This window comes from Companilactobacillus bobalius (genome assembly GCF_002179915.1).
Taxonomy (GTDB): Bacteria; Bacillota; Bacilli; order Lactobacillales; family Lactobacillaceae; genus Companilactobacillus; species Companilactobacillus bobalius.
In genome coordinates, this window is the sequence record NZ_MYFM01000001.1 from 56449 (window position 1) to 77466 (window position 21018).

18 protein-coding genes are annotated in these 21018 nt (G+C 35.2%); 11 read left to right on the forward strand and 7 right to left on the reverse strand.

What is annotated here, in order from left to right; translation table 11 throughout:
• Nucleotides 1-13 precede the first annotated feature (13 nt).
• The 8 genes from LKACC16343_RS00285 to LKACC16343_RS00320 all read left to right on the forward strand — a co-directional run bounded on the left by LKACC16343_RS00285 (nt 14) and on the right by LKACC16343_RS00320 (nt 12606).
• Nucleotides 14-619, forward strand: coding sequence for a putative quinol monooxygenase (locus LKACC16343_RS00285; RefSeq protein ID WP_056952854.1), 606 nt, complete (start codon nt 14-16; stop codon nt 617-619).
• 81 nt (nt 620-700) lie between these two features.
• Entirely contained in the window at nt 701-1513 is an 813-nt protein-coding gene (locus LKACC16343_RS00290) for a Cof-type HAD-IIB family hydrolase (RefSeq protein ID WP_056952853.1), read from the forward strand.
• A 159-nt stretch (nt 1514-1672) separates the two neighbouring features.
• Nucleotides 1673-3964, forward strand: coding sequence for an alpha-xylosidase (gene yicI / locus LKACC16343_RS00295; RefSeq protein ID WP_056952851.1), 2292 nt, complete (start codon nt 1673-1675; stop codon nt 3962-3964).
• A 135-nt stretch (nt 3965-4099) separates the two neighbouring features.
• Nucleotides 4100-5254, forward strand: coding sequence for an ROK family transcriptional regulator (locus LKACC16343_RS00300; RefSeq protein ID WP_056952849.1), 1155 nt, complete (start codon nt 4100-4102; stop codon nt 5252-5254).
• Nucleotides 5255-5399: 145 nt separating this feature from the next.
• Nucleotides 5400-6698 carry a PTS sugar transporter subunit IIC gene (locus LKACC16343_RS00305; RefSeq protein WP_056952847.1) on the forward strand — a complete coding sequence of 433 codons (1299 nt, stop codon included), beginning with the start codon at nt 5400-5402 and terminating at the stop codon, nt 6696-6698.
• A gap of 3 nt (nt 6699-6701) precedes the next feature.
• A complete protein-coding gene (locus LKACC16343_RS00310; RefSeq protein ID WP_056952845.1) occupies nt 6702-8159 on the forward strand; it encodes a glycoside hydrolase family 1 protein in 1458 nt (485 codons plus the stop codon).
• Nucleotides 8160-8412: 253 nt separating this feature from the next.
• Nucleotides 8413-9669 carry a GH25 family lysozyme gene (locus LKACC16343_RS00315; protein ID WP_056952843.1) on the forward strand — a complete coding sequence of 419 codons (1257 nt, stop codon included), beginning with the start codon at nt 8413-8415 and terminating at the stop codon, nt 9667-9669.
• A gap of 246 nt (nt 9670-9915) precedes the next feature.
• A complete protein-coding gene (locus LKACC16343_RS00320; protein ID WP_056952841.1) occupies nt 9916-12606 on the forward strand; it encodes a cation-translocating P-type ATPase in 2691 nt (896 codons plus the stop codon).
• Between the two features lie 99 nt (nt 12607-12705).
• Here LKACC16343_RS00320 and LKACC16343_RS00325 read toward each other — a convergent pair whose 3' ends face one another.
• From LKACC16343_RS00325 to LKACC16343_RS00345, 5 genes are all read right to left on the reverse strand, one after another.
• Entirely contained in the window at nt 12706-13389 is a 684-nt protein-coding gene (locus LKACC16343_RS00325) for a YjjG family noncanonical pyrimidine nucleotidase (RefSeq protein ID WP_056952839.1), read from the reverse strand.
• A gap of 107 nt (nt 13390-13496) precedes the next feature.
• A complete protein-coding gene (locus LKACC16343_RS00330; RefSeq protein ID WP_056952836.1) occupies nt 13497-13904 on the reverse strand; it encodes an iron-sulfur cluster biosynthesis family protein in 408 nt (135 codons plus the stop codon).
• A gap of 159 nt (nt 13905-14063) precedes the next feature.
• Complete coding sequence (locus tag LKACC16343_RS00335; RefSeq protein WP_056952835.1) at nt 14064-14471, reverse strand: iron-sulfur cluster biosynthesis family protein; 408 nt, start codon at nt 14469-14471, stop codon at nt 14064-14066.
• 109 nt (nt 14472-14580) lie between these two features.
• Nucleotides 14581-15711, reverse strand: coding sequence for an MFS transporter (locus LKACC16343_RS00340; protein WP_056952833.1), 1131 nt, complete (start codon nt 15709-15711; stop codon nt 14581-14583).
• Nucleotides 15712-15854: 143 nt separating this feature from the next.
• Complete coding sequence (locus LKACC16343_RS00345; protein ID WP_056952830.1) at nt 15855-16277, reverse strand: SLAP domain-containing protein; 423 nt, start codon at nt 16275-16277, stop codon at nt 15855-15857.
• Between the two features lie 242 nt (nt 16278-16519).
• Here LKACC16343_RS00345 and LKACC16343_RS00350 point away from each other — a divergent pair, with 242 nt between their 5' ends.
• On the forward strand, nt 16520-16807 hold the full coding sequence (locus LKACC16343_RS00350) for a bacteriocin immunity protein (RefSeq protein WP_025085655.1): 288 nt from the start codon (nt 16520-16522) through the stop codon (nt 16805-16807).
• Between the two features lie 53 nt (nt 16808-16860).
• Here LKACC16343_RS00350 and LKACC16343_RS00355 read toward each other — a convergent pair whose 3' ends face one another.
• A complete protein-coding gene (locus LKACC16343_RS00355; RefSeq protein WP_056952829.1) occupies nt 16861-18219 on the reverse strand; it encodes an FAD-dependent oxidoreductase in 1359 nt (452 codons plus the stop codon).
• 154 nt (nt 18220-18373) lie between these two features.
• Between LKACC16343_RS00355 and LKACC16343_RS00360 the strand changes: the two genes are divergently transcribed.
• Complete coding sequence (locus LKACC16343_RS00360; RefSeq protein WP_082604538.1) at nt 18374-19075, forward strand: EAL domain-containing protein; 702 nt, start codon at nt 18374-18376, stop codon at nt 19073-19075.
• A gap of 42 nt (nt 19076-19117) precedes the next feature.
• Here LKACC16343_RS00360 and LKACC16343_RS00365 read toward each other — a convergent pair whose 3' ends face one another.
• Entirely contained in the window at nt 19118-20293 is a 1176-nt protein-coding gene (locus LKACC16343_RS00365) for a multidrug effflux MFS transporter (RefSeq protein ID WP_056952827.1), read from the reverse strand.
• Nucleotides 20294-20538: 245 nt separating this feature from the next.
• Here LKACC16343_RS00365 and LKACC16343_RS00370 point away from each other — a divergent pair, with 245 nt between their 5' ends.
• Entirely contained in the window at nt 20539-20817 is a 279-nt protein-coding gene (locus LKACC16343_RS00370; RefSeq protein WP_056952825.1) for a hypothetical protein, read from the forward strand.
• The last annotated feature ends 201 nt before the right edge of the window (nt 20818-21018 follow it).

Sequence of the window (21018 nt, forward strand, 5' to 3'; positions counted from 1 at the left end):
GAGGTAGATAATTGTGAAATTACTAAAGAAACCAATTTTCAGTTTGTACAAATTAACCATTGATCCTAAGAACAGACAGGATTTTCTAGCAGAAGGGATGAATAATCTAATAACTTCTCACAGAAATGAAGCAGGTACTTTGATGATGTGTGCTACACACGAAGATGAGGCTGGTAGTGTTAATTATATTTTTGAAATGTATCAAGATGAAGCAAGTTATCAAATTCATGCCGCTTCACCACAATTTCAACGTTATGCCAAATTTGCTCAAAAGGTGGTTCAATCTAAGAAGATTCACAAATTGAACTTAGAGACACTTCATGCGAATGATCAAGTGTTAGAGATTAAAGATGAAAATCCGTATTTTGCTCGGTTACTTGAGATAACTACAGATTATAGCAAGTTAGAAGTTTTAAAGAGCATCTCTCAAAATACCATAGCCAGCTTTGTAAGTAATATTGATTCTGATCATTGGGTGATAATTGATATTTTTCAGAATAAATCAACTATGGAGAAGGTAAATATTAGTCAACAGTTATCAAAAATTTCGGCTGAATATTCAATTCATGAATTGAATATTGATACAATGGTTAGTCAAGACGATTTAAAATTAGAATAATCAGCAAAATCAGGTAAACGTTTTCAATAGTCTGCTACAATAGAATATGTAATTATTTATAAAGCAGACGAGGACTTTAAAATGTCAAAATATTTAGTATTTATGGATTTAGATGGAACGCTCTTATCAAGTGACCATAAACATATTTCAGTTCGTACCAAAGCCACAATTGAGCGTTTGCAAAAGCATGATGTTAAATTTTATATTGCTACGGGAAGAATGTATGAATTAGCTAAGATCACTCAGAATTTGTTGAATCCTGAAGTTGGCTTGATTACTTCCAATGGGGCTGTTTTCGATGGTATTAATGGTCGTGAAGTGACTTTGCTAGGCAGTAAAACGGTTGAATTGGCTTATCAAATAACGCAAGTCAATAAGTTGCCAATGATGTTGTTTACACCTGAGACAGCTTACTTCACTGAAAAAATTCCGCACTTCATTGCACAGAATGCTGGTAACTTTGATGAGGCCTTTGGTTATAAGGAAATCGAAAATCTAGAGGAATTACGCCAGGTGGCCGATAAAATCACTAATGGAGTTGTTTTAAGTCGTGGGGATATGGATGAATTGAATCAAGCTAAAGCTAAATTAGCTGACAGCAAGAAGTTGCGTCTATCATCATCAGGTCCTGACAATATTGAAATGATTCCTTTAAAGACCGATAAGGCCACTGCTATTCAACAAGTTCAGTGGGAACAACGTATTGATGCAGATCATACTTTTGTCTTTGGTGATGGAATGAATGATTTAGGAATGATGCAACAAGCTAAGTATTCGGTTGCCATGGGTAATGGTGTAAGTACAATCAAAGAACAGGCCAATTATGTGACAGAAACAAATGCTAAAGATGGTATTGCTGTATTCTTGGAAAAATTCTTTAAAGATGAATTCTAAAAAATTTTAAATATCAAAACTCACAAATATTGTATTTTGTGAGTTTTTTTGATTAAGGAATTGAATTAATGAGTTATACATGTGTATAATGTAAGCGTTATCGTTAGTTTTTTGTTTAAAAAAACTAACTAAAATTGTCTTGATAGGAGGCTGTAAATAGTGAAATTTACAAATGGTTATTGGATGAATCGTGAAGAGTATCAGATTGATTCACCAATGGAAGCTTATGATGCACAAAAAGAAGGGAATAATCTAAAAGTTTTTGCACCCTTTAAAAGAGTTCTAAGTAGGGGTGACCAACTCAATTTAGGAGCAACAACTATAACTCTGAATTCCCCTATAGAAAATGTTATTGGCGTAAAATTAGAACATTTTGATTCTGAAGATCATGGTCCTAGTTTCAAAATCAATAATTTAAATCCCAAAGTAGACATTCAAGTGAAGGATAAAATGGCCTCTCTAGAAAGCGGTGATTTAAAGGTCTCATTACCGTTAAAAGATGATTTTCTGATGAAATTTACTGCCGATAGTCATTTGATCACTGAATCAGTCCAAAAGGCTCAAGGGGTCATATACAATCGTGATAAGAAACAAAGTTTCATGCGTGAACAGCTATCAATGGATATTGAAGAAAAAATTTATGGTTTAGGAGAAAGATTTGGCAATTTCGTTAAGAATGGTCAGTCGATAGATACTTGGAACCAAGATGGTGGAACTGGTAGTGAACAAGCTTATAAAAATATTCCGTTTTACTTGAGCAGTAAAGGCTATGGTATTTTTGTGGATGAACCTCAAAGAGTTTCATTTGAAGTAGCATCAGAAAATGTTGATCGCGTGCAATTTAGTACTGAAGGTCAGTCTCTACAATATTATGTGATTTATGGGCCAACACCTAAGGAAGTATTGCATCGTTATACTCAATTAACTGGAAAAATTAATCTGCCACCAGCATGGTCGTTTGGTCTCTGGTTGAGTACTTCATTTACAACGGATTATAGTGAAAAAACCGTTCTTAAATTTATTGATGGAATGAAGAAGCACAATATTCCTTTAGATGTCTTTCACTTTGATTGTTTCTGGCAGAAAGGATTTGAGTGGTGTACTTTAGCTTGGGATAAGGAACAATTCCCAGATCCTGAGGGTTTGCTAAGAAAAATTCATGAGCGTGGCATAAAAGTATGTGTATGGTTAAATCCTTATATTGCTCAGAAGTCGCCTTTATTTAAAGAGGCTAAGGAAAAGGGCTACTTGATCAAACGTCAAAATGGCGATGTCTGGCAATGGGATTTGTGGCAAGCTGGTAATGGATTCGTTGATTTCACTAATCCAGCCGCTAAAAAATGGTATCAAGATAAATTAAAAAAATTATTGGATATCGGCGTAGATTGTTTCAAAACGGATTTTGGTGAGCGTATACCTGTTGATGACGTCAAATTTTACGATGGATCCAATCCACAACAAGAACATAATTACTATACTTTACAGTATAATCAGGCTGTTTATGATATCATTGCTGAAGTTAAGGGCAAGAAAGAGGCTGTTGTTTTTGCTCGTTCAGCGACAGCAGGTTCACAATCATATCCCGTTCATTGGGGTGGAGATTGTCTATCTAACTACAATTCGATGCGAGATACATTACGTGGTGGCTTATCATTCTTAGTATCTGGTTTTGGATTCTGGAGCCATGATATTGGAGAGTTTGAAGACGGGGATGATAGACCAACACCGGATCTATATAAACGCTGGACTCAATTTGGGTTATTATCATCTCATAGTCGATACCACGGCAGTAATGTTTATCGTGTGCCATGGAACTTTGATCAAGAGGCTGTTGAGAACACCAAACGCTATGTAAACTTGAAATTATCGTTGATGCCATATCTTTATACACAGGCTGCTTATGATGCCAAATTTGGTAATCCCTTGATGAGACCGATGTTTTTGGAATTTGGGGATGATCCTAACGTTTCGGACTTAGCTACGCAATATATGTTTGGTTCCCAAATTTTAGTTGCACCCATTTTTAATGACCAAGGAAAGGCACATTTCTATTTACCAGGTGGTAAATGGACTAGTTTGTTGAATAATAAAGTTTATCAATCGCCTAAATCAGGAGAATGGCTAAATGAAATATTTGATGAATTAAGTTTGCCAGTGTTGGTACGTGAAAATACTATTTTGGTGCGTAATGAAAAAGCTATTCATGCTGAATACGATTATGCAAAAGACGTCGATATTCACTTATATCAAATTAAGAATGGAACAGTTTCAACTAATATTGTCAGTTCTAAAGGATTAGAGACAGCTTCCATTAGAGTTCAAAGAGATGGTCAACAAATTAAAGTGTCAACTATTGGCGTTAAAGGCAAAGTAAAGGTATATTTACATGAGAATGAAAAGATTATACCAAAAGATTTAATTGATAATCAGGCTTTGTTTAATTTGGAATAAAATTATATTGGCAGATTCGTTTAAAGGATGAATCTGTCTTTTTATTACTAATAGTTGCTGACTGGTCTATACATATGTAGTATGTAACTAGGATTATTAAATTGTTTATATTAAAGCCGTTGAGAAGGAATATTTATGAATAGATTAACTATTAGAAGGATAAATGAACTGAATGTATTGCGTGAAGTATTTAATCGGACACCAACTTCTCGAGCTGATGTAGCAAAGAAATTGGGTCTGACTAAATCTACGGTCTATAACATTTTTACTAAGTTAGCCAATGATAATTTAGTATATGATATTGGTCAGGGAAACAGTACTCGTAGTGGTGGGCGCAAGCCGGTTTTGACCAATTTTAATGCTCAAGCTGGGTATACTATAAATACAAAAATTAATCAGACTACGATTAGTTGTATGACAAATTGGCTAGACGGAAGTATTGTGAATTATCAAGAATTTCCTATTGATGGCAAAGATGCTTCTAAACAACTGTTGGCGTTGTATCAAGCTATCAAATTATCTACAATTGATAATGCTGATTTAATGGGGATTTCTGTAGCGGTATATGGAGTAGTTAAGGATAATCGTATCGTCAAAGCCATGAATCGTGATTTGGTCCAGTATGATTTGGTTCAAATTTTACAAAGTAGATTTAACGTACCAGTATTACTAGAAAATGAAGCTAATCTAGCAGCTTTAGCAATAAAAGATTTTTCAGGTACTTCAATTCAGGATGCCGTAGCGCTTAGTTTGTCTGATCAAATTGGAGTTGGCTCAATTATTAATGGTCAACTTTATTCAGGAAGAAACAGTCGGGCTGGGGAAATCGGTTTTGCCAAGTATTACGGTTTGGGAAATAAAAGTCCATTGCCATTAGAAGATGTTGGTTCCGATCAAGCTGTTTTTAAGCAAATTCAGGATTTAAAACAGACTTCAGTGGTTATTGCTGACATTCGTCGTTGGTATGATTTGGGTGATGAGATTGTACAAGAAGTTCTGAAAAATTTTGAAACTAGTATAATTATAATTTTGCAAAATATCTTTTTGTTATTTGATCCCGAAAAAGTAGTTATCAACTCTCGAGTATTACAAGCCATTCCTGAAACAATGAAGTATGTTGAAAAAAAATTGTCAGAAGTGATAGATCATGAAATTAACATTGAGGTCTCCGATAATGTAGGCAGTAATAGCTTATTAGGAGGATGTTCGATGATAACTAGAAAGATATTAGAACTTCCAGATGCTAATTTACAATTCAAAAATAGAACTATACCTACGGTTGGTGATTGATGAAAAAGACTGATACTGAAATATTAGTCTTTTTTATTTACAAATTTTTCGAATAGATTTATTGAGAAGGACTTGACGTTTCTTTAGAAAACGGTTACATTCTAGTTAGTTCTTTTAATGAAAAAACTAACTAGGAGGGTTACTTATGAAAAGTATTATTTCTGGATTCCAAAATAAATTTTTGCCAGCTTTAGCAAAATTTGGAAATCTGAAGTATATGGTTGTTCTTCGTGATGGAATGATTATTACAATTCCATTCACTATTTTTGGAAGTATTTTTATGATTGTCGCTAACTTACCATTTACTTGGTGGGCCGACTTTATTAAGCCTATATCAGGTTATTTGAATGCTGCCGTTACAGTTACTTTTGGTATTTTAGCTTTAATCGTGGCTATGGGAATTAGTTATCAATCAGCTAAGGCCAATAAATTGGATACAATGACAGGGACGGTTATTCCTACTGTTGCATTCTTGTTGGCAATGTTGAACAATAAGTTGACTATTGATCCAGCCGATCTTGGATCGGGTGGTATCTTTACGGCTATTGTTATTTGTATTATTACTAGTGAAATTATTCGTTTCTGTGTTGCCCGCAATTGGACAATTGAATTACCCGATTCAGTTCCACCTGCAGTTGCCAAGTCATTTTCATCATTGATTCCTGGTTCAATTGCATTGTTCCTTGTTTGGTTAGTTAGAGTTGTATTACATGTCAATATTAATTCAGTCATCCAATTGATTTTCTCACCACTTGTTGTTGGATTAGATAGCATTTGGGGTATTGAATTGGCCATCTTCTTGGTTGTTGCATTATGGGTTGTCGGTGTTCATGGTACTAATGTTATTGGAAGTATCTATACACCAGTGTTTCTAAGTTTCTTAACAGCTAATATCAATGCTGTAGCTAAAGGTCATGCTCCAGTACATATTGCTGCTGATGGATTTTTGAACTTTGGACTAACAATTGGTGGTACAGGTGCTATTTTAGGATTAGTTCTTTGCATGTTTACTGCTAAGAGCAAACGTTACAAGGCCATGCGTAATTTAGGGTTTATGCCTTCGGTATTTAATATTAGTGAACCTATTATGTTCGGTTTACCAGTTGTTTTAAATCCTACGTTGATGGTTCCATTTATTGTTACACCAATGGTTCTAGAATTTATTACATATTATCTTATGAAATTTGGTGTTATCGGAATGATTGTTGCTCAAGTTCCTTGGACAACACCTACTGTTATTAGTGGTTTTCTTATGACCGGTGGAGATTGGCGTGCTGCCGTTTGGCAATTGATTGAATTGATTATTGCTGTAGCTGCTTACTATCCATTCTTTAAGGTTTTAGATCGTCAAGAATTAAAGGTCGAAGAGGCTGAAGAAGCCGAAAAAGAAAATATGGTTCCAGATGATTCAATGAACACTGATACTTCTGTAAAGGGAGCATAATTAATGTATTATCAAAAATTAAAAAAATTTCCTAAGAATTTTTTGTGGGGAGCAGCTTCAGCCGCTTATCAAATTGAGGGCGCATTTGATGAGGACGGTAAAGGGCCATCGATTTGGGATACGTTTTCCAAAATTCCCGGTAAGACTTTCAATGGAACTAATGGTGATATTGCAGTTGATCATTATCATCGATATAAGGAAGATGTCCGTTTGATGTCAGAGATGGGATTGAAGGCTTATCGTTTTTCAATCGCATGGTCAAGGATAATTCCCGATGGTGATGGTGAAATTAATTCAGAGGGTTTAAAGTTTTATGATAATTTAATAAATGAATTAATAAGATATCATATTGAACCAATTGTTACTTTATATCATTGGGACATTCCGCAAGCTTTGCAAGATAAATATAATGGATGGGAATCTAGAAAAAACATTCAAGCATTTAAGAAATATTGTCAAACTGTATTTAAAGCATTTGGGGATCGAGTTAAATATTGGGTAACCTTTAATGAACAGAATGTTTTTACAGCGATGGGATATCGATGGGCTTCACATCCACCTAATATTAGTGACGTTAAACGAATGTATGCGGCCAATCATATCGTTAACCTCGCAAATGCTGAGGCAATTAATCTGTTTCATCAAATGGTTCCGCAAGGTAAAATTGGTCCTAGTTTTGGTTATGGTCCGACTTATCCAATTACAGCGGATCCTAATGATGTTTTAGCAGCGGATAATGCCGATGATTTTAACAATAACTGGTGGTTAGATGTTTATTGTCGTGGAACATATCCGGCTTTGGTTATGAACCATCTAAAAGATCTTGGAATTGCTCCAGAAGTGACTTTAGATGATAAGAAATTATTGAAATCTGCCAAGCCCGACTTTTTAGGCATTAATTACTACCATGGGGGGACGTTCCAACAAAATCAAATTGAACATCCTGATAAAACTAGTCAACATGAAAAAGATTTTTCTAAGACTGATCCATATTTGATGCAACCTAAAGATACCCAAGCACAAACCCCAGAGATGGCAATGTTTAACAATGTAGAAAATCCTTATTTGCATAAGACACAGTGGGGATGGGAAATTGATTCAGTTGGTTTCAGGATAACTTTACGCCGAGTTTACGAAAAGTATCAGTTACCAATAATGGTTACTGAAAATGGTTTAGGAGCTCACGATAAGTTAGAAGGTAATAATGAGGTTAATGATCAATATCGGATTGATTATTTACAAACTCATATAACTGAGATGCAACGTGCTTTGACCGATGGTGTAGATTTATTAGGATATTGTGCGTGGTCCTTCACAGATTTATTGAGTTGGTTAAATGGGTATAAAAAGCGTTATGGATTTGTATACGTTGATCGTGATGATAATGGTCCTAAAAATTTGACGCGAATACCAAAGAAGAGTTTTTATTGGTATCGTGATTTTATACAAAAAAATTCTTAAATGAAAATCTCCTAGACTGAAAAATCTAAGAGATTTTTTTGGTTATTTGATTTTTTGTATTAATTAAAAGTTATGTTTAACATAACCAATAGTTAATGCGACAAAATATTGTCAATAATTCAATAGTTATTTTTCTCTTTTTTGTTACAGTTTAATTACTATCAGTGAACAAAACTGTAACTTTCAGTCATTGTCAAGATTTCTGCTTTATAATTTGTTTTGTTGCGATGGCAACGAAAGGGAGAAGGGAATTATGGCTTTGAAAAGAAGAATTATTGTAGCTCTTACTACAGTAATGTCGATAGTTTTGTTTTTTGTGGGTGCAACAAATGTCCAAGCTGCACGTGCTGATATGGTCGATGTGTCCAATAACAATGGGGCGATGACTGTTTCTAATTTTACTGATATGCATAATAATTATGGTATCAAGGCGATTGTCACTAAGGTTAGTGAAGGTACATCATTTAAGGACTCAACAGCTGCCGGTAATATTGCAGCCGCTAAGTCTGCTGGCTTGTATGTTAATGGATATCATTATGCTAGATACAGTACTGTCAGTGGTGCCAAAGATGAAGCTGACTATGCTGCCAAGATTGCTCAAGCTGATGGTTTACCAAGTGGAGCCGTTTTAGCAACTGATGTTGAAAGTTCAGAACAACAGAATTTATCAACAGCTCAAAACGATGCTAATAATGCAGCCTTTATGAGTGAAGTTGCTAAATATGGATATCGTTCATGTATTTACACTATGGGTTCATGGGTTGGTACAACTATGACTGTAAATCAAGGTTGGATTGCCGCATATCCATATAATGCTACAGGTGTAGAAGAGTATACAACTCAACACGCATGGCAATGGTCAAGTTCATACACATTCAATGGTAGTTATGGAAACTTTGATGTTTCAGAATTATATGATAGTTACTTTGCCAGCTATACATCACCAACTGGTTCTAGCTCAACAACTACAACAACGACTACAGATAACAGTAGCTCAAGTAGTTCAGCTTCAACCGATAGTGGTTCAAATAGTGCAGGTGCAAGTGCAGATGTAATTACTGTAAAGAATTCTTCTAGTAGTTACGTTCCTCTAATGGCACTTCAAAGTGATGGTACGATGAAGAGAATCACTAATGAAGTTTTAGGTAATAATACACCATGGAAGACAGATCAAACTAAATCAGTTAATGGCGTAACTTATTACCGTGTTGCTACAAATGAATGGGTTGCAGCAAGTTATGTAACTGGAAACAGTTCATCATCTGCAACTACTAATAATAGTAGTTCAAACAGTTCATCTAGCAGTAATGTCATTAAGGTAAAGAATCCTTCAGGATCATATGTTAAGCTTCAAGCTTTACAAAGTGATGGTACAATGAAGGACATTACTAACGAAGTCCTAGGTAACAATACACCATGGAAGACAGATCAAACTAAAGTTGTTAATGGCGTTACATATTATCGAGTTGCTACTAACGAATGGGTTAGTTCAGCTTATGTAGTTGCCTAATAAAATTTAAATTTATTCAAGATGTTGTGAGTTTTCACAACGTCTTTTTTTATAGAAAAAATAGTTAACTTGTTCTTTGCTTTAAATTTTGGATTCCTTTATAATAAAATTACAACAAGGGAGTAACTTGCAGGTTGCTGTGACAAAATCGTCAACAAGACGTAGCTCTGGTTTTGTCTTAATTAGTGAGACTTGTGCGCATATTTAGCGTGCAAGTCTCTTTTTTTATAGAAGGAAGGGATACTAATGAAACAAGTCGAAGATAAAAGATTTTCTCGATACTATGCTTTAAGTAAGGAATCCTTACTAAGTAAATTTAAAACTAGTGAGGATGGATTAAGTGACCAACAGGCCGCAAAGCTTTTGAAAGAAAACGGCCCTAATGCTCTAGCTCAAGGGAAACGGAAGAATATTGTTCAACGTTTCTTAGATCAGTTTAAGGACTTCATGATTATTGTTTTATTGGTAGCAGCTCTAATATCTGGATTAGTAGCCAAAGAATGGGCAGATGCAGCTCTGATTTTAGCAGTTGTCATTATCAATGCCATTTTTGGTGTTTTTCAGGAATCAAAAGCTGAGGAAGCTATCGATGCTTTGAAAGAAATGTCGACCCCAGAAGCTCACGTAAAACGAAATGGAAAATTGGAAACCATTAGTAGTGAGAACTTGGTCGTGGGGGATGTAGTTTTACTAGAAGCTGGTGATATCGTACCTGCCGATATTCGCTTACTCGATTCAGCCTCCATGAAGATTGAGGAGTCAGCTTTAACTGGTGAATCAGTTCCTGTAGAGAAATCTGCTGAGGTATTAACAGACGAGGATATTCCCTTGGGTGATCGTAAGAACATGGCCTATATGAATAGTAATGTGACATATGGACGAGGTGTCGGAATTGTTGTTGGCATCGGTATGGACACACAAGTTGGACAGATTGCTGGAATGATCAATCAAGCTGAAGATACTGGAACACCGTTACAGGATAATTTGAATTCTTTAGGGAAAACTTTAACATGGCTAATTTTGATTATTGCGGCAGTTATTTTTGCAGTGGGTATCTTCAATAATCACGATGGTCTACCAATGAATGAACTGGTTATTAATATGTTACTGGTAGCAATTTCATTAGCTGTTGCCGCTATTCCTGAAGGGTTACCCGCTATTGTGACAATTATTTTGGCCTTAGGAACAACAAGAATGGCCAAAAGAAAAGCTCTAGTTCGTAAGTTACCAGCTGTAGAAACATTGGGTAGTACAGAAATTGTTGCTTCAGATAAGACGGGAACATTAACACAGAATAAGATGACCGTGGAAAAAGTTTATCAATACGGTAAATTACAGGATGCTTCAGAACCAATTTCAGGTACTGATAAAGTTCTACAAGTTATGACCTTTAGTAATGATACAAAGATTCAAAGTGACGGAACTCTAGTGGGTGATCCAACTGAAACTGCTTTGATACAATTTGGTTTTGATCACGATTACCAAGTAGAGGATGAGTTGGTTAAAGAACCACGTGTTGCAGAAGTACCATTTGATTCAGAACGTAAATTGATGTCAACGATTCATCGATTACCAAATAATAAGTATTTGGTAGCCGTAAAAGGTGCACCTGATATGTTATTACAACGTATTACCAAAATTCAGGTTACACCAGATGAAGTACGAGATTTTACAGATGCCGATAAGGCTGAAATTTTGAAGCAGAATAAAGGTATGGCTGTTCAGGCTTTACGAGTATTGGCAATGGGTTATAAGATAATTGACCAGGTACCAACAACAGTTGATTCTGATACTGTCGAAAATGATTTGATTTTTGCCGGATTGATAGGAATGATCGATCCAGAACGTCCAGAAGCTGCTCAAGCTGTAGCAGAGGCTAAAAAAGCTGGTATTCGTCCAATTATGATTACTGGTGATCATCAAGATACGGCTGAAGCTATTGCCGGGCGATTAGGTATTATTAAACCAGGTGATGATAACACGGTTATTACTGGGGCTCAGTTGGATCAATTGAGTGATGAAGAATTTGACAAAAAAGTTCAACAGTATTCGGTTTATGCACGTGTCTCACCAGAACACAAAGTTAGAATTGTTAGTGCTTGGCAAGACAAAGGTAAAGTTGTAGCAATGACAGGGGATGGAGTTAACGATGCTCCTGCTCTAAAATCAGCTGATATTGGTATTGGAATGGGTATTACCGGTACTGAAGTATCTAAAGGTGCCTCTGATATGGTCTTAGCTGATGATAACTTTGCTACTATCATTGTAGCTGTTGAAGAGGGCCGAAAAGTCTTCTCAAATATTCAAAAGTCGATTCAATATTTACTTTCAGCTAATTTAGGTGAAGTTTTGACTTTATTCATGATGACACTATTGGGTTGGGACATTTTACTTCCAGTTCAACTACTGTGGATCAACTTAGCAACCGACACATTTCCAGCAATTGCATTGGGTGTTGAACCTACAGAACCGGGCATTATGGATCGTAAACCGCGTGGTCGTAAATCCAGTTTCTTGGGCGGAGGAATTGGTTCTTCAATCGTCTACCAAGGAATCTTAGAAGGTCTGATCACATTAGGAGTTTATGGATTGGCAATTACATTCCCAGTTCATACCACTAATGCTGCTATGCACGCCGATGCTTTAACAATGGCTTATGCTACTTTAGCCTTGATTCAGTTGTTCCACGCATTTAACGTTAAATCGACTTATCAATCAATTTTCAAAGTACATCCATTTAAGAATAAGATGTTTAATATTGGAGTTGCCACTTCATTCATTATGGTTGCAGCGACAATTTTAGTACCAGGCTTTAATGGTTTATTCCATGTAACTGAATTGAACATGTTACAATGGTCGATTGTTTTAGGTGCTGGTGTCTTGATGGTACTTATCGTTGAAATTGTTAAGTTCTTCCAACGTCGTGCTGACAAATAATAAATAGAGCGATTCTAAAATCGTTATCTTTTATTAAAAAAAGATTATAAGCTAAAAGGGTGTTCATATTAACCGGTCTGGTTGATGTGAACACCTTTTTTATAGGTTTGTTATTTTAATTAATTGGTCTAAATCCTTGATCTCATAAGTTTCTTTGAATGTAGTTTCATTAGTAATCTCTTTAGGATTGAACCAAACGGAATCCAGATGAGCAGCATTGGCACCAGAAATATCTGCTGTTAATGAATCACCAATAACTAACATTTTTTGTTGATCAACGCCAATTTTATCGATAACAGCTTTGAAGAAATTAGGATCAGGCTTTTGGTAACCAAGATCTTCGGATAAGTATAAATCGTCAAAGTCAATCAATAGATTAGAGCGAGTTAATTGTGAATATTGCTTTTCTTTAGTACCGTTTGAGACCGCAAAGATACGGTGAGATTGATGCAAAGTGTCTAAAACTGACTTAGCGTGTGGTATAAGAATATTTTCCAGTTTAAAAAGTTCGAGATAGGTTGCATTAACTTTAATACCGTCAACTTTTTTACCAAAATGATCAAAGTATAATTCAAAACGAGTATTCAAAAGGTCGTCACGTTCAATTTCTTTGCGTTCCAATTTTTCCCAGAGGTCGTCGTTTAATTCATGCCAGTAGGCAATTTGGTCGTCGGTAAAGGGAAAGTCAATTTGCTTTGACAATTTGTGTAGAGCTTTTTCGGCGTTGGCCTTAGTGTCAAGAATGGTGTTGTCGAGGTCGAATAGTAAGATAGGATATTTCATATGATTCCTCCATAAAGATTATGTTACATACATTATACCGATAAATTTGTTCGCAAAAAAAAGACTTAGGAAAATTGTCCTAAGTCTTTTGTTTAAATGTAATTTGATTAACAGATTTGGTCACCAAGTTTAACCATCTTTTCACGACGTTCTTCAGCAGTTTCAGGTTTAACGTTTCTCCAATCAACAACTGAAAGGGCACCGTCAAGGATACCACTATTGTCTTTAAGAGCTAGAGCATTATGCCATAGTGAAATATTCAAACCATCTGTTAGTAAGTCGGCATCAGAAGGGGATGTCTTCAAATCGTAACCAGCATCATTTTCAAGATCTACGGTATATTTAGGATCTTCATCTTTTAAAATGACAATTTGAAATTTATCACCGATAGCACAACTACCACCAAGACTAGAATATTTGTTTGAACCATCATCTGTTGTAAGAATCATTGGGAATCCACTAGGAATTCTTTCTGCTAAATATGCTTGTGCTTCATCTTTAATATTAATTTTCATAGTTGTTTTCCTCGCTTATTTTTTATTTAAAAGTTCTTTTGATTGAATCTTTATTACAAGTATTACTATACATTATATTTAAGTTGATTGCAAATGAGTTGCACACAATCTTTTGCTTTGAAGAAAAAGATGCAATTCAATTACATCTTTTTTAATTTATTAGCAAATTTGATCGCCAAGTTTAACCATCTTGTTGTGACGTTCTTCGGCAGTTTCAGGTTTAACATTTCTCCAGTCAACAACTGATAGGGCACCATCAAGAATACCACTATTATCTTTAAGAGCTAAAGCATTATGCCAACGTGAGATATTCAAACCATCAGTAAAGAAGTCAGTGTATTGTTCTTCAGTACTCAAGTTGTAACCAGCGTTATTTTCGATTGGAACAGTATATTTAGGATCAGCATCTTTAAGAATAACTAATTGAAATTTATCACCGATAGCACAGCTACCACCTAGACTGGAATATTTATTAGAACCGTCATCTGTTGTTAAAATAACAGTACTACCGGCTGGAATCTTGTCTTCCAAATATTTTAGTGCTTCATCTTTAAAGTTGATTTTCATAGTTAAGATCCTTTCCATTGATAAATAGATTGTGCAATTGCTATTTGCACACAACCTTTATTACACTTATAAATTTACAGCATATATAATTTAGGCGCAAATAGTTTGCTCATGATTTTTTAGGAAAGATGGTAATAATGGAAATAATAAAGAGAGTCACTGTGATCCAGAGTAATACGTTGCTAGTCAAATTTTGAGGTCCGAAGTTTCCCAAATAATTCCAGATCAGTGGAGCAAAGAAAGCACTAATAATCGTAGAAACGGTCAAGTAACTACTTAGTGAATTAATCTGTGCTGGTTCTAGCCCTTGATTACTAGCAAAAACTAAATAGGGCCCTGTAAATGAATAAACAAAATTAAATAAAATAGCTGCTGTAATTGCAATGTAACTGGTATCGGTAGCCCATAAAATCAGAACAGTAAGGGTAGCCCCTAAATAACCCATCGTTAAAGTAAAACGGTGAATTTTCTTATGTAGAGTCCCAAACAGTAAACCAGCGACTAATCCACCTAAATTCATAGCCGATAGGGTCAAATTAATAATTTGTGGGTTACCTAATTGCTTGATTTCAAAGTAACTGGGTAATTTTAACTGTACACCCCAAATTAATAGATAAGTGATAAAGGTTAGGATAATTAGTTGCCATTTTTGCCAAGGAAGTTTGACTTTTGAATTCTTAGTCTCTATGGAAGGTTTCTCTGGTTCGGGTACGAAGAGACCAATTAGAATGGCAATAAAAATAAGAATCAAATAAAGTCCAAAAACCGCATGCCAGATTCCCACTAGTAATCCAGCTAAACCTAGTAAAATTGCATTGCCTAGAGCTGTTAAACCTGTTTGATACCCTAATAATTTGGCCCGAAACTCACCACTATAGTTGTGAGCAATTAGACTGATAGCGTGTGGTGAAAAGAGGCCCACACCTAATCCTAGAATAAAACGACTGCACATTATCAGTAGAAAATTATTACTGAAAGCAGGTATTATTCCGGCAGTAGCACTAATAAGTAGTCCAATAATAACAACTTTTTTAATACCTAATTTTCGGCTGAGAAAAGGATTAGGCAATATCGTTAGCAAAGCACTGAAATTGGCAATAGTGACTAGCCATTCAATCATGGTTGTTGGTATGTTGGGAAATTCCCGTCTTAATTGGGGAATAACTCCTGTAATAACAGTAGTTATGTTACTAACCGTGGAAAGACTAAGAATACTAATAGTTGTTCTAGTGGATTTCATAATGGCCCTCGTTAATTAATTGATAGGCGTAGTCTATCATCGAAAGTTAATCATTAGCGGACAGTTTTGAAAGTGGTTAGTGACAATTCTAAAATAAAAAACGACTAATCATAGTCGTTTTAAAAATGAAATTCATTTATTATTTAGTAGACCTCTGTCATGGGAACAAAGTGTTCAGCACCTACTTTATAATAAGTTTTCTCGGCAAATTTCTTTTGACCGCCTAATGAACAAACAGTTCCTTGTGACAAAGTGTGTGATAATTTGGTTCCTTTAAGATTGTATGTGGCAGTTTTAGGAACCAATACTTTAACCATATAATCGCTGGATGAGGTTATTTCATCCATTTCGTCTACATCATGTGAATTATTAGTAATTATTTCAACACCTTTAGCTTTAACTAGTTCATCCTTGCCAACGAGGAAGTAGAGATCTTTTTCATTGAGCTTTTTAACATCACATTCCTTAGTAGTGGAAGCTGCTTGAGCAGGTATAGTTGAAATTGTTGGAACTAAACCAATTGTAAAAAGAGAAGTTAATAATAGACATTTGTTAAATAGTTTCATAATATTATCTCCCAAAGATACATTTATCAAGTAATGAATTAATAACAAGCTACCTAATATCCTGTTATCGGAAACATAATAACGCATCATATCAGAAAGGGGATAACATGAGAGATTGTCAATTGGTATAGCTATTAATTAACAGAAATAAATTTGAAAGATTGGCAATCCGTCAACTAAGTATTGACGATAAAAAGATACTAATGTTAACCTTTACATGTTATGAAAGGGGATTTTAGATTATGGCAAATGTAGAACCTGCTGAAGCCTTGATGGAAGCAATTCATGTTGCAAGTCAAGATAAAGAAGTTCAAAAAAATTCGGAATTGATGGACCTTCTAATTAAGAGTGCTAAACAATTGAAGTCCACAAACAACTACCATCAAGTAGCTGCTAATCTAAATAAATCACTACAATATTGGGGAATGGGACATGTTGGTGGCCCAGCTGCTATTGATACTTTGTATCAAGCAACAATCAATGACACACATGGTCGTGCTTATCAAAAGTTACCTACAGGTATGGAATAAAAAGTGTAAAAAAATAAAGATACATAATCGTATCTTTATTTTTTTTCGTTGATTTAATCCATACCCCAATAATCTATTTCCTTATCAATTGCCTTTTGAGCAACTAAATTAAGGTAATTGAAGGGCTCATCAAAGTTAGGTGAGAAGAGCATATCAACATAGGCTAAATCGTCGATCGTATTATTATTTTGAATGATTACGGAAACAGTGTTGGCTGATTGTGCAACTTCATGAGAACTCATAAATTGAGCACCTAGGACACGACGACTTTTGCGGTCATAGACTAATTCGATATTTATTTTAGTATTGGTTGGCATAAAGTCAGGACGATAATTGCTTTCGAAGAAAACATGATGAGCATCATAATTAGCCTCTTTAGCAGCGTCTAGAGTGAGACCGGTACAAGCAATTGTTTGACCGAATAACAACATACCACTAGTTGCTTGACTGCCCATTGATTTACGACGACGTTTGAAAAGATTCATGCCAGCCAGAGTGCCTTGACGAACAGCATGGGATGCCAAAGGAATATACTTGGAAGTTAAAGTTGGATTGTATTGGATTTCAGTAACATCTCCGGCAGCAAAAATATTAGGATCAGATGTTTGCATGTAAGCGTTAGTGATGATGGCACCATTTTTAGCAATATTAACTTGACCTTTAAGTAAGTCGGATTGTGGAAGAACCCCTGGACTGATAGCTACCATATCGACAATATATTCGCTATTCTCAGTTGAAATCTTGATATGCTTGTCTTCAGTATCACTGAATCGAGTTACGTCGGTACCAGTCAAAACATTGACATGATTATCCTCTAAAAGTTTCTTAACTCGATCAGAAATAGTTGCGTCAACATACTCATCCAATAGTTGTTTATTTCTTTGGAATAATACAACTTCATGTCCAGACTTGACGAAACCTTCAGCTAATTCAACACCAGCATAACCACCGCCTAAAACGGCAATCTTATGGTTATTTTTAGAAGTTTCGGAAAGGTGATGGGCTTGATTGCAAGTTTTACATAACATGACTTTGGGATTTTCAATTCCTGCGATGACAGGAATACTTGTTCTTGAACCTGTTGCCATGATAAGTTTATCGTACTTATCATGAAGAAATTCACGTGTTTTCAAGTTCTGAGCCAAAATAGTGTGAGCTTGAGCATCAATTTTAATGACGTCATGTTGCATACGCATGTGAACACCTTTTTTAACAAATTCTTCTGGGATAGCGTAAAAAACGTCTCCTAAATCTTTTACAGCGCCGCCAATATGCAAGTAAGTTGCACAGGATAAATAGGATATGTCGGCGTGTCGCTCATAAACAGTAATCTCTGCATCTGGATAATATTTCAAGCATTGATTCATGGCAGAAATACCTGCGTGAGTGCATCCTATAATGGCTACTTTCATTCAATTACCACGACTTTTCTATTATTTTTACATTTATCAATTTTCATAAATTTATTTATTTATTCTAACTTATAGTATACTTAAAGTATAGACGTTTAATATCAAAATTGTAGAGAATTAATACTTTATTTTAAATTTAGAAGGCGATGTAATATTGAAACCGATTTATCGTTATTTTGTACAACCACAAATAGATGTAAGAACTCATTCTATTTTTGGTTATGAACTTTTAATCAAGCAATGGACTCCAGACGGCTGGCGACTTCCCGAATCTTTTGTCGATATTGACTTGAATGTGAACGCAAAGTTGTTGGTTGAGACAACTAAAATATTGGGGAAAAAGGTTCAATATTGTTCTGTAAATGTTAGCCGTGAACAATTGATGGATACGCAAATGGCTAAGGCTATCATTAAGAGTCAGATGCAACTGTATCCCACTAAACTTGTTGTAGAACTGACTGAAGAGCAAGGACCACAACAATATTGTGATTCCAGCCTGGTACCTTATTTACGTAATTTTATGGAACATGGCATGCAAATTTCATTGGATGACGTAGGAACTGGCGACAATAGTTTTGATAGTGTACGTAGTTTCTTGCCATTAGCTTCAGAACTAAAATTTGCTTTGCAAAACTTTCGTTCAAATATTGAAGATCCTAATTTACGTGAAAAACTTCGCGCCTGGAAAGGTATTAGTACTGAATATGGACAACGTTTAATTCTCGAAGGAATTGAAGATTCTGAGGATGATGAAATCAGCAATAAATTGGGAATTAATTTCCGCCAAGGCTATTATTATGGAAAGCCACAGTTGTTGCCGTTGATTGGTGATTCTAACGAAATGAAAAATATATAAAAATGGATCATAAGAGAAAATCTTCTATGATCCATTTTTAGTTTATAAATTATTTTTTCGTGCAATTGGCAAGTAAGCTATTAACATGATCAAACTTGTGGCAAGGATAGATAATGGTAGTGAAAGAATAGTTCCATTGTGAATGAAACTCACTAGATAAGTTAATCCACTGACGATCAAATAATAACCGAAACTGAATAAACCACTGGCACTGCCAATAACATCTTCATAACCCTTTAGAGCTAGATTTAAGGCAATTGGTAATGTCGTATTCAAGCCTAGAAAAATCAGGAAGAATCCAATAATCATTAAAAATGAGCTATCGAATTGGAGACTAATTACTAAAAGTAAGGCCGAAATACTGCTAAAAGTAAGTCCAATCAAACCGATATATTTGGCTTTGATGTACTTGGCTAGGAAGTTGACTAAAATGGCACCCAACAAACTGGCTAGTGCCAAAGACATGCCTAAACTTCCATATTGGATTGAAGAGTAGTGGAAATGTTTGGTAAAGATAAATGGTGCCTCGGAGTAATAACCGAATAAGATGCCATTTATTCCGCCAATTAGAATACTGTAAACCCACACGATTGGATCTTTTAATAGTCTAAAAGTTACTTTGAGTAGTGAGACTTCTTGAATATTTTCACGATCAATCGTTTCCGGCAGACGGTAATAAGCATAAAGTAATGTGGTCACGGCCATGGCGATTAAAAAACTGAAAACATTTTTATAACCTAGATAGGTCTGAATTAGTCCACCAATTAGTGGACCAAAAGCGGGTGACAAAGCCATTGCGGCTCCAACCTTGGAGAAAACTTTGGTACTGGCAATACCAGAAAAACTTTCACGCATGATAGTTTGTGTGACGACTGAGCCAACACTAGCTCCAAAAGCTTGAACAAAGCGGGCCACTAATAAGTAATTGAAATTAGAACTCAGTAATAAACCAAAGTTTCCTAGTAAATAAAAGATGATTCCGATTAACATAGCCAAACGACGGCCAATTTTATCAGATAATTGACCCCAAAAGAGAACTCCGATGGCAAAGGCAACAAAGTAAATACTCATTGTTAATTGAGAGGTTCCAGCGCTGACCTTCATTTGAGAACTGATTTGAGGTAGAACGGGTGTAAATATTGATTCGCTGATTTGAGGAAATCCCACAAGTACAATGATCAATAAAAGTGATGGTACGGTGTTACGGACGTTTTTCATTTTAGACTCCTAAATTTTATTTTGCTGAAAAACGTCCTGCATCATTTGCGGGCATACAAGCCATGATGTTAGTTAAATTCATGGTTTTCACCTGATTTCTATAAAGTATACTTATCATGATATAAGACTTATTGAAAACTTACAAATAAATTTATAACGGATGTATTTTCTATTCAATGTTTGAAAGCGGTTTCTAAAAATTAATGTTATATTAAATTTATTAAAGATTGAAAGGGGAAGATAGAATGGATGAAGAGACACCACGTGTTAAATCAGTTCTTTTGTTACCAAATTTTTACCTACGAGTAAATTATGATAACAATCAAGTGAGATTTGCTAAGAGTAAGATGTATTATATGGAGACTCACGTCTTCCAACGTCCACACTTGGGATTAACATCATTGACTCCGGGCTGGTATTGGATCGGTAGTGATATTAAATTATTGGATGACAACAAATTCTCTGTTAACGATGCAGTTTACGATGGTAATGAGATTTACGGCAGTAAAGTAAAACCGTATTAGGGAAAATAGAGGCAGGTAATCAGTTTTGGTTACCTGCTTCTATTTATTTTAAGTATGTTCCATGTTTATCTTGATCAACAAGATATTCCATTTTTTGTGTAATTTATTGTTAGATAAACTCATTTTTTTCAGATAATTTGGGTGTTTTTTATGGATAAAAATTGATAAGAAGTCAATAATATAAAATTGAATAACGAACAT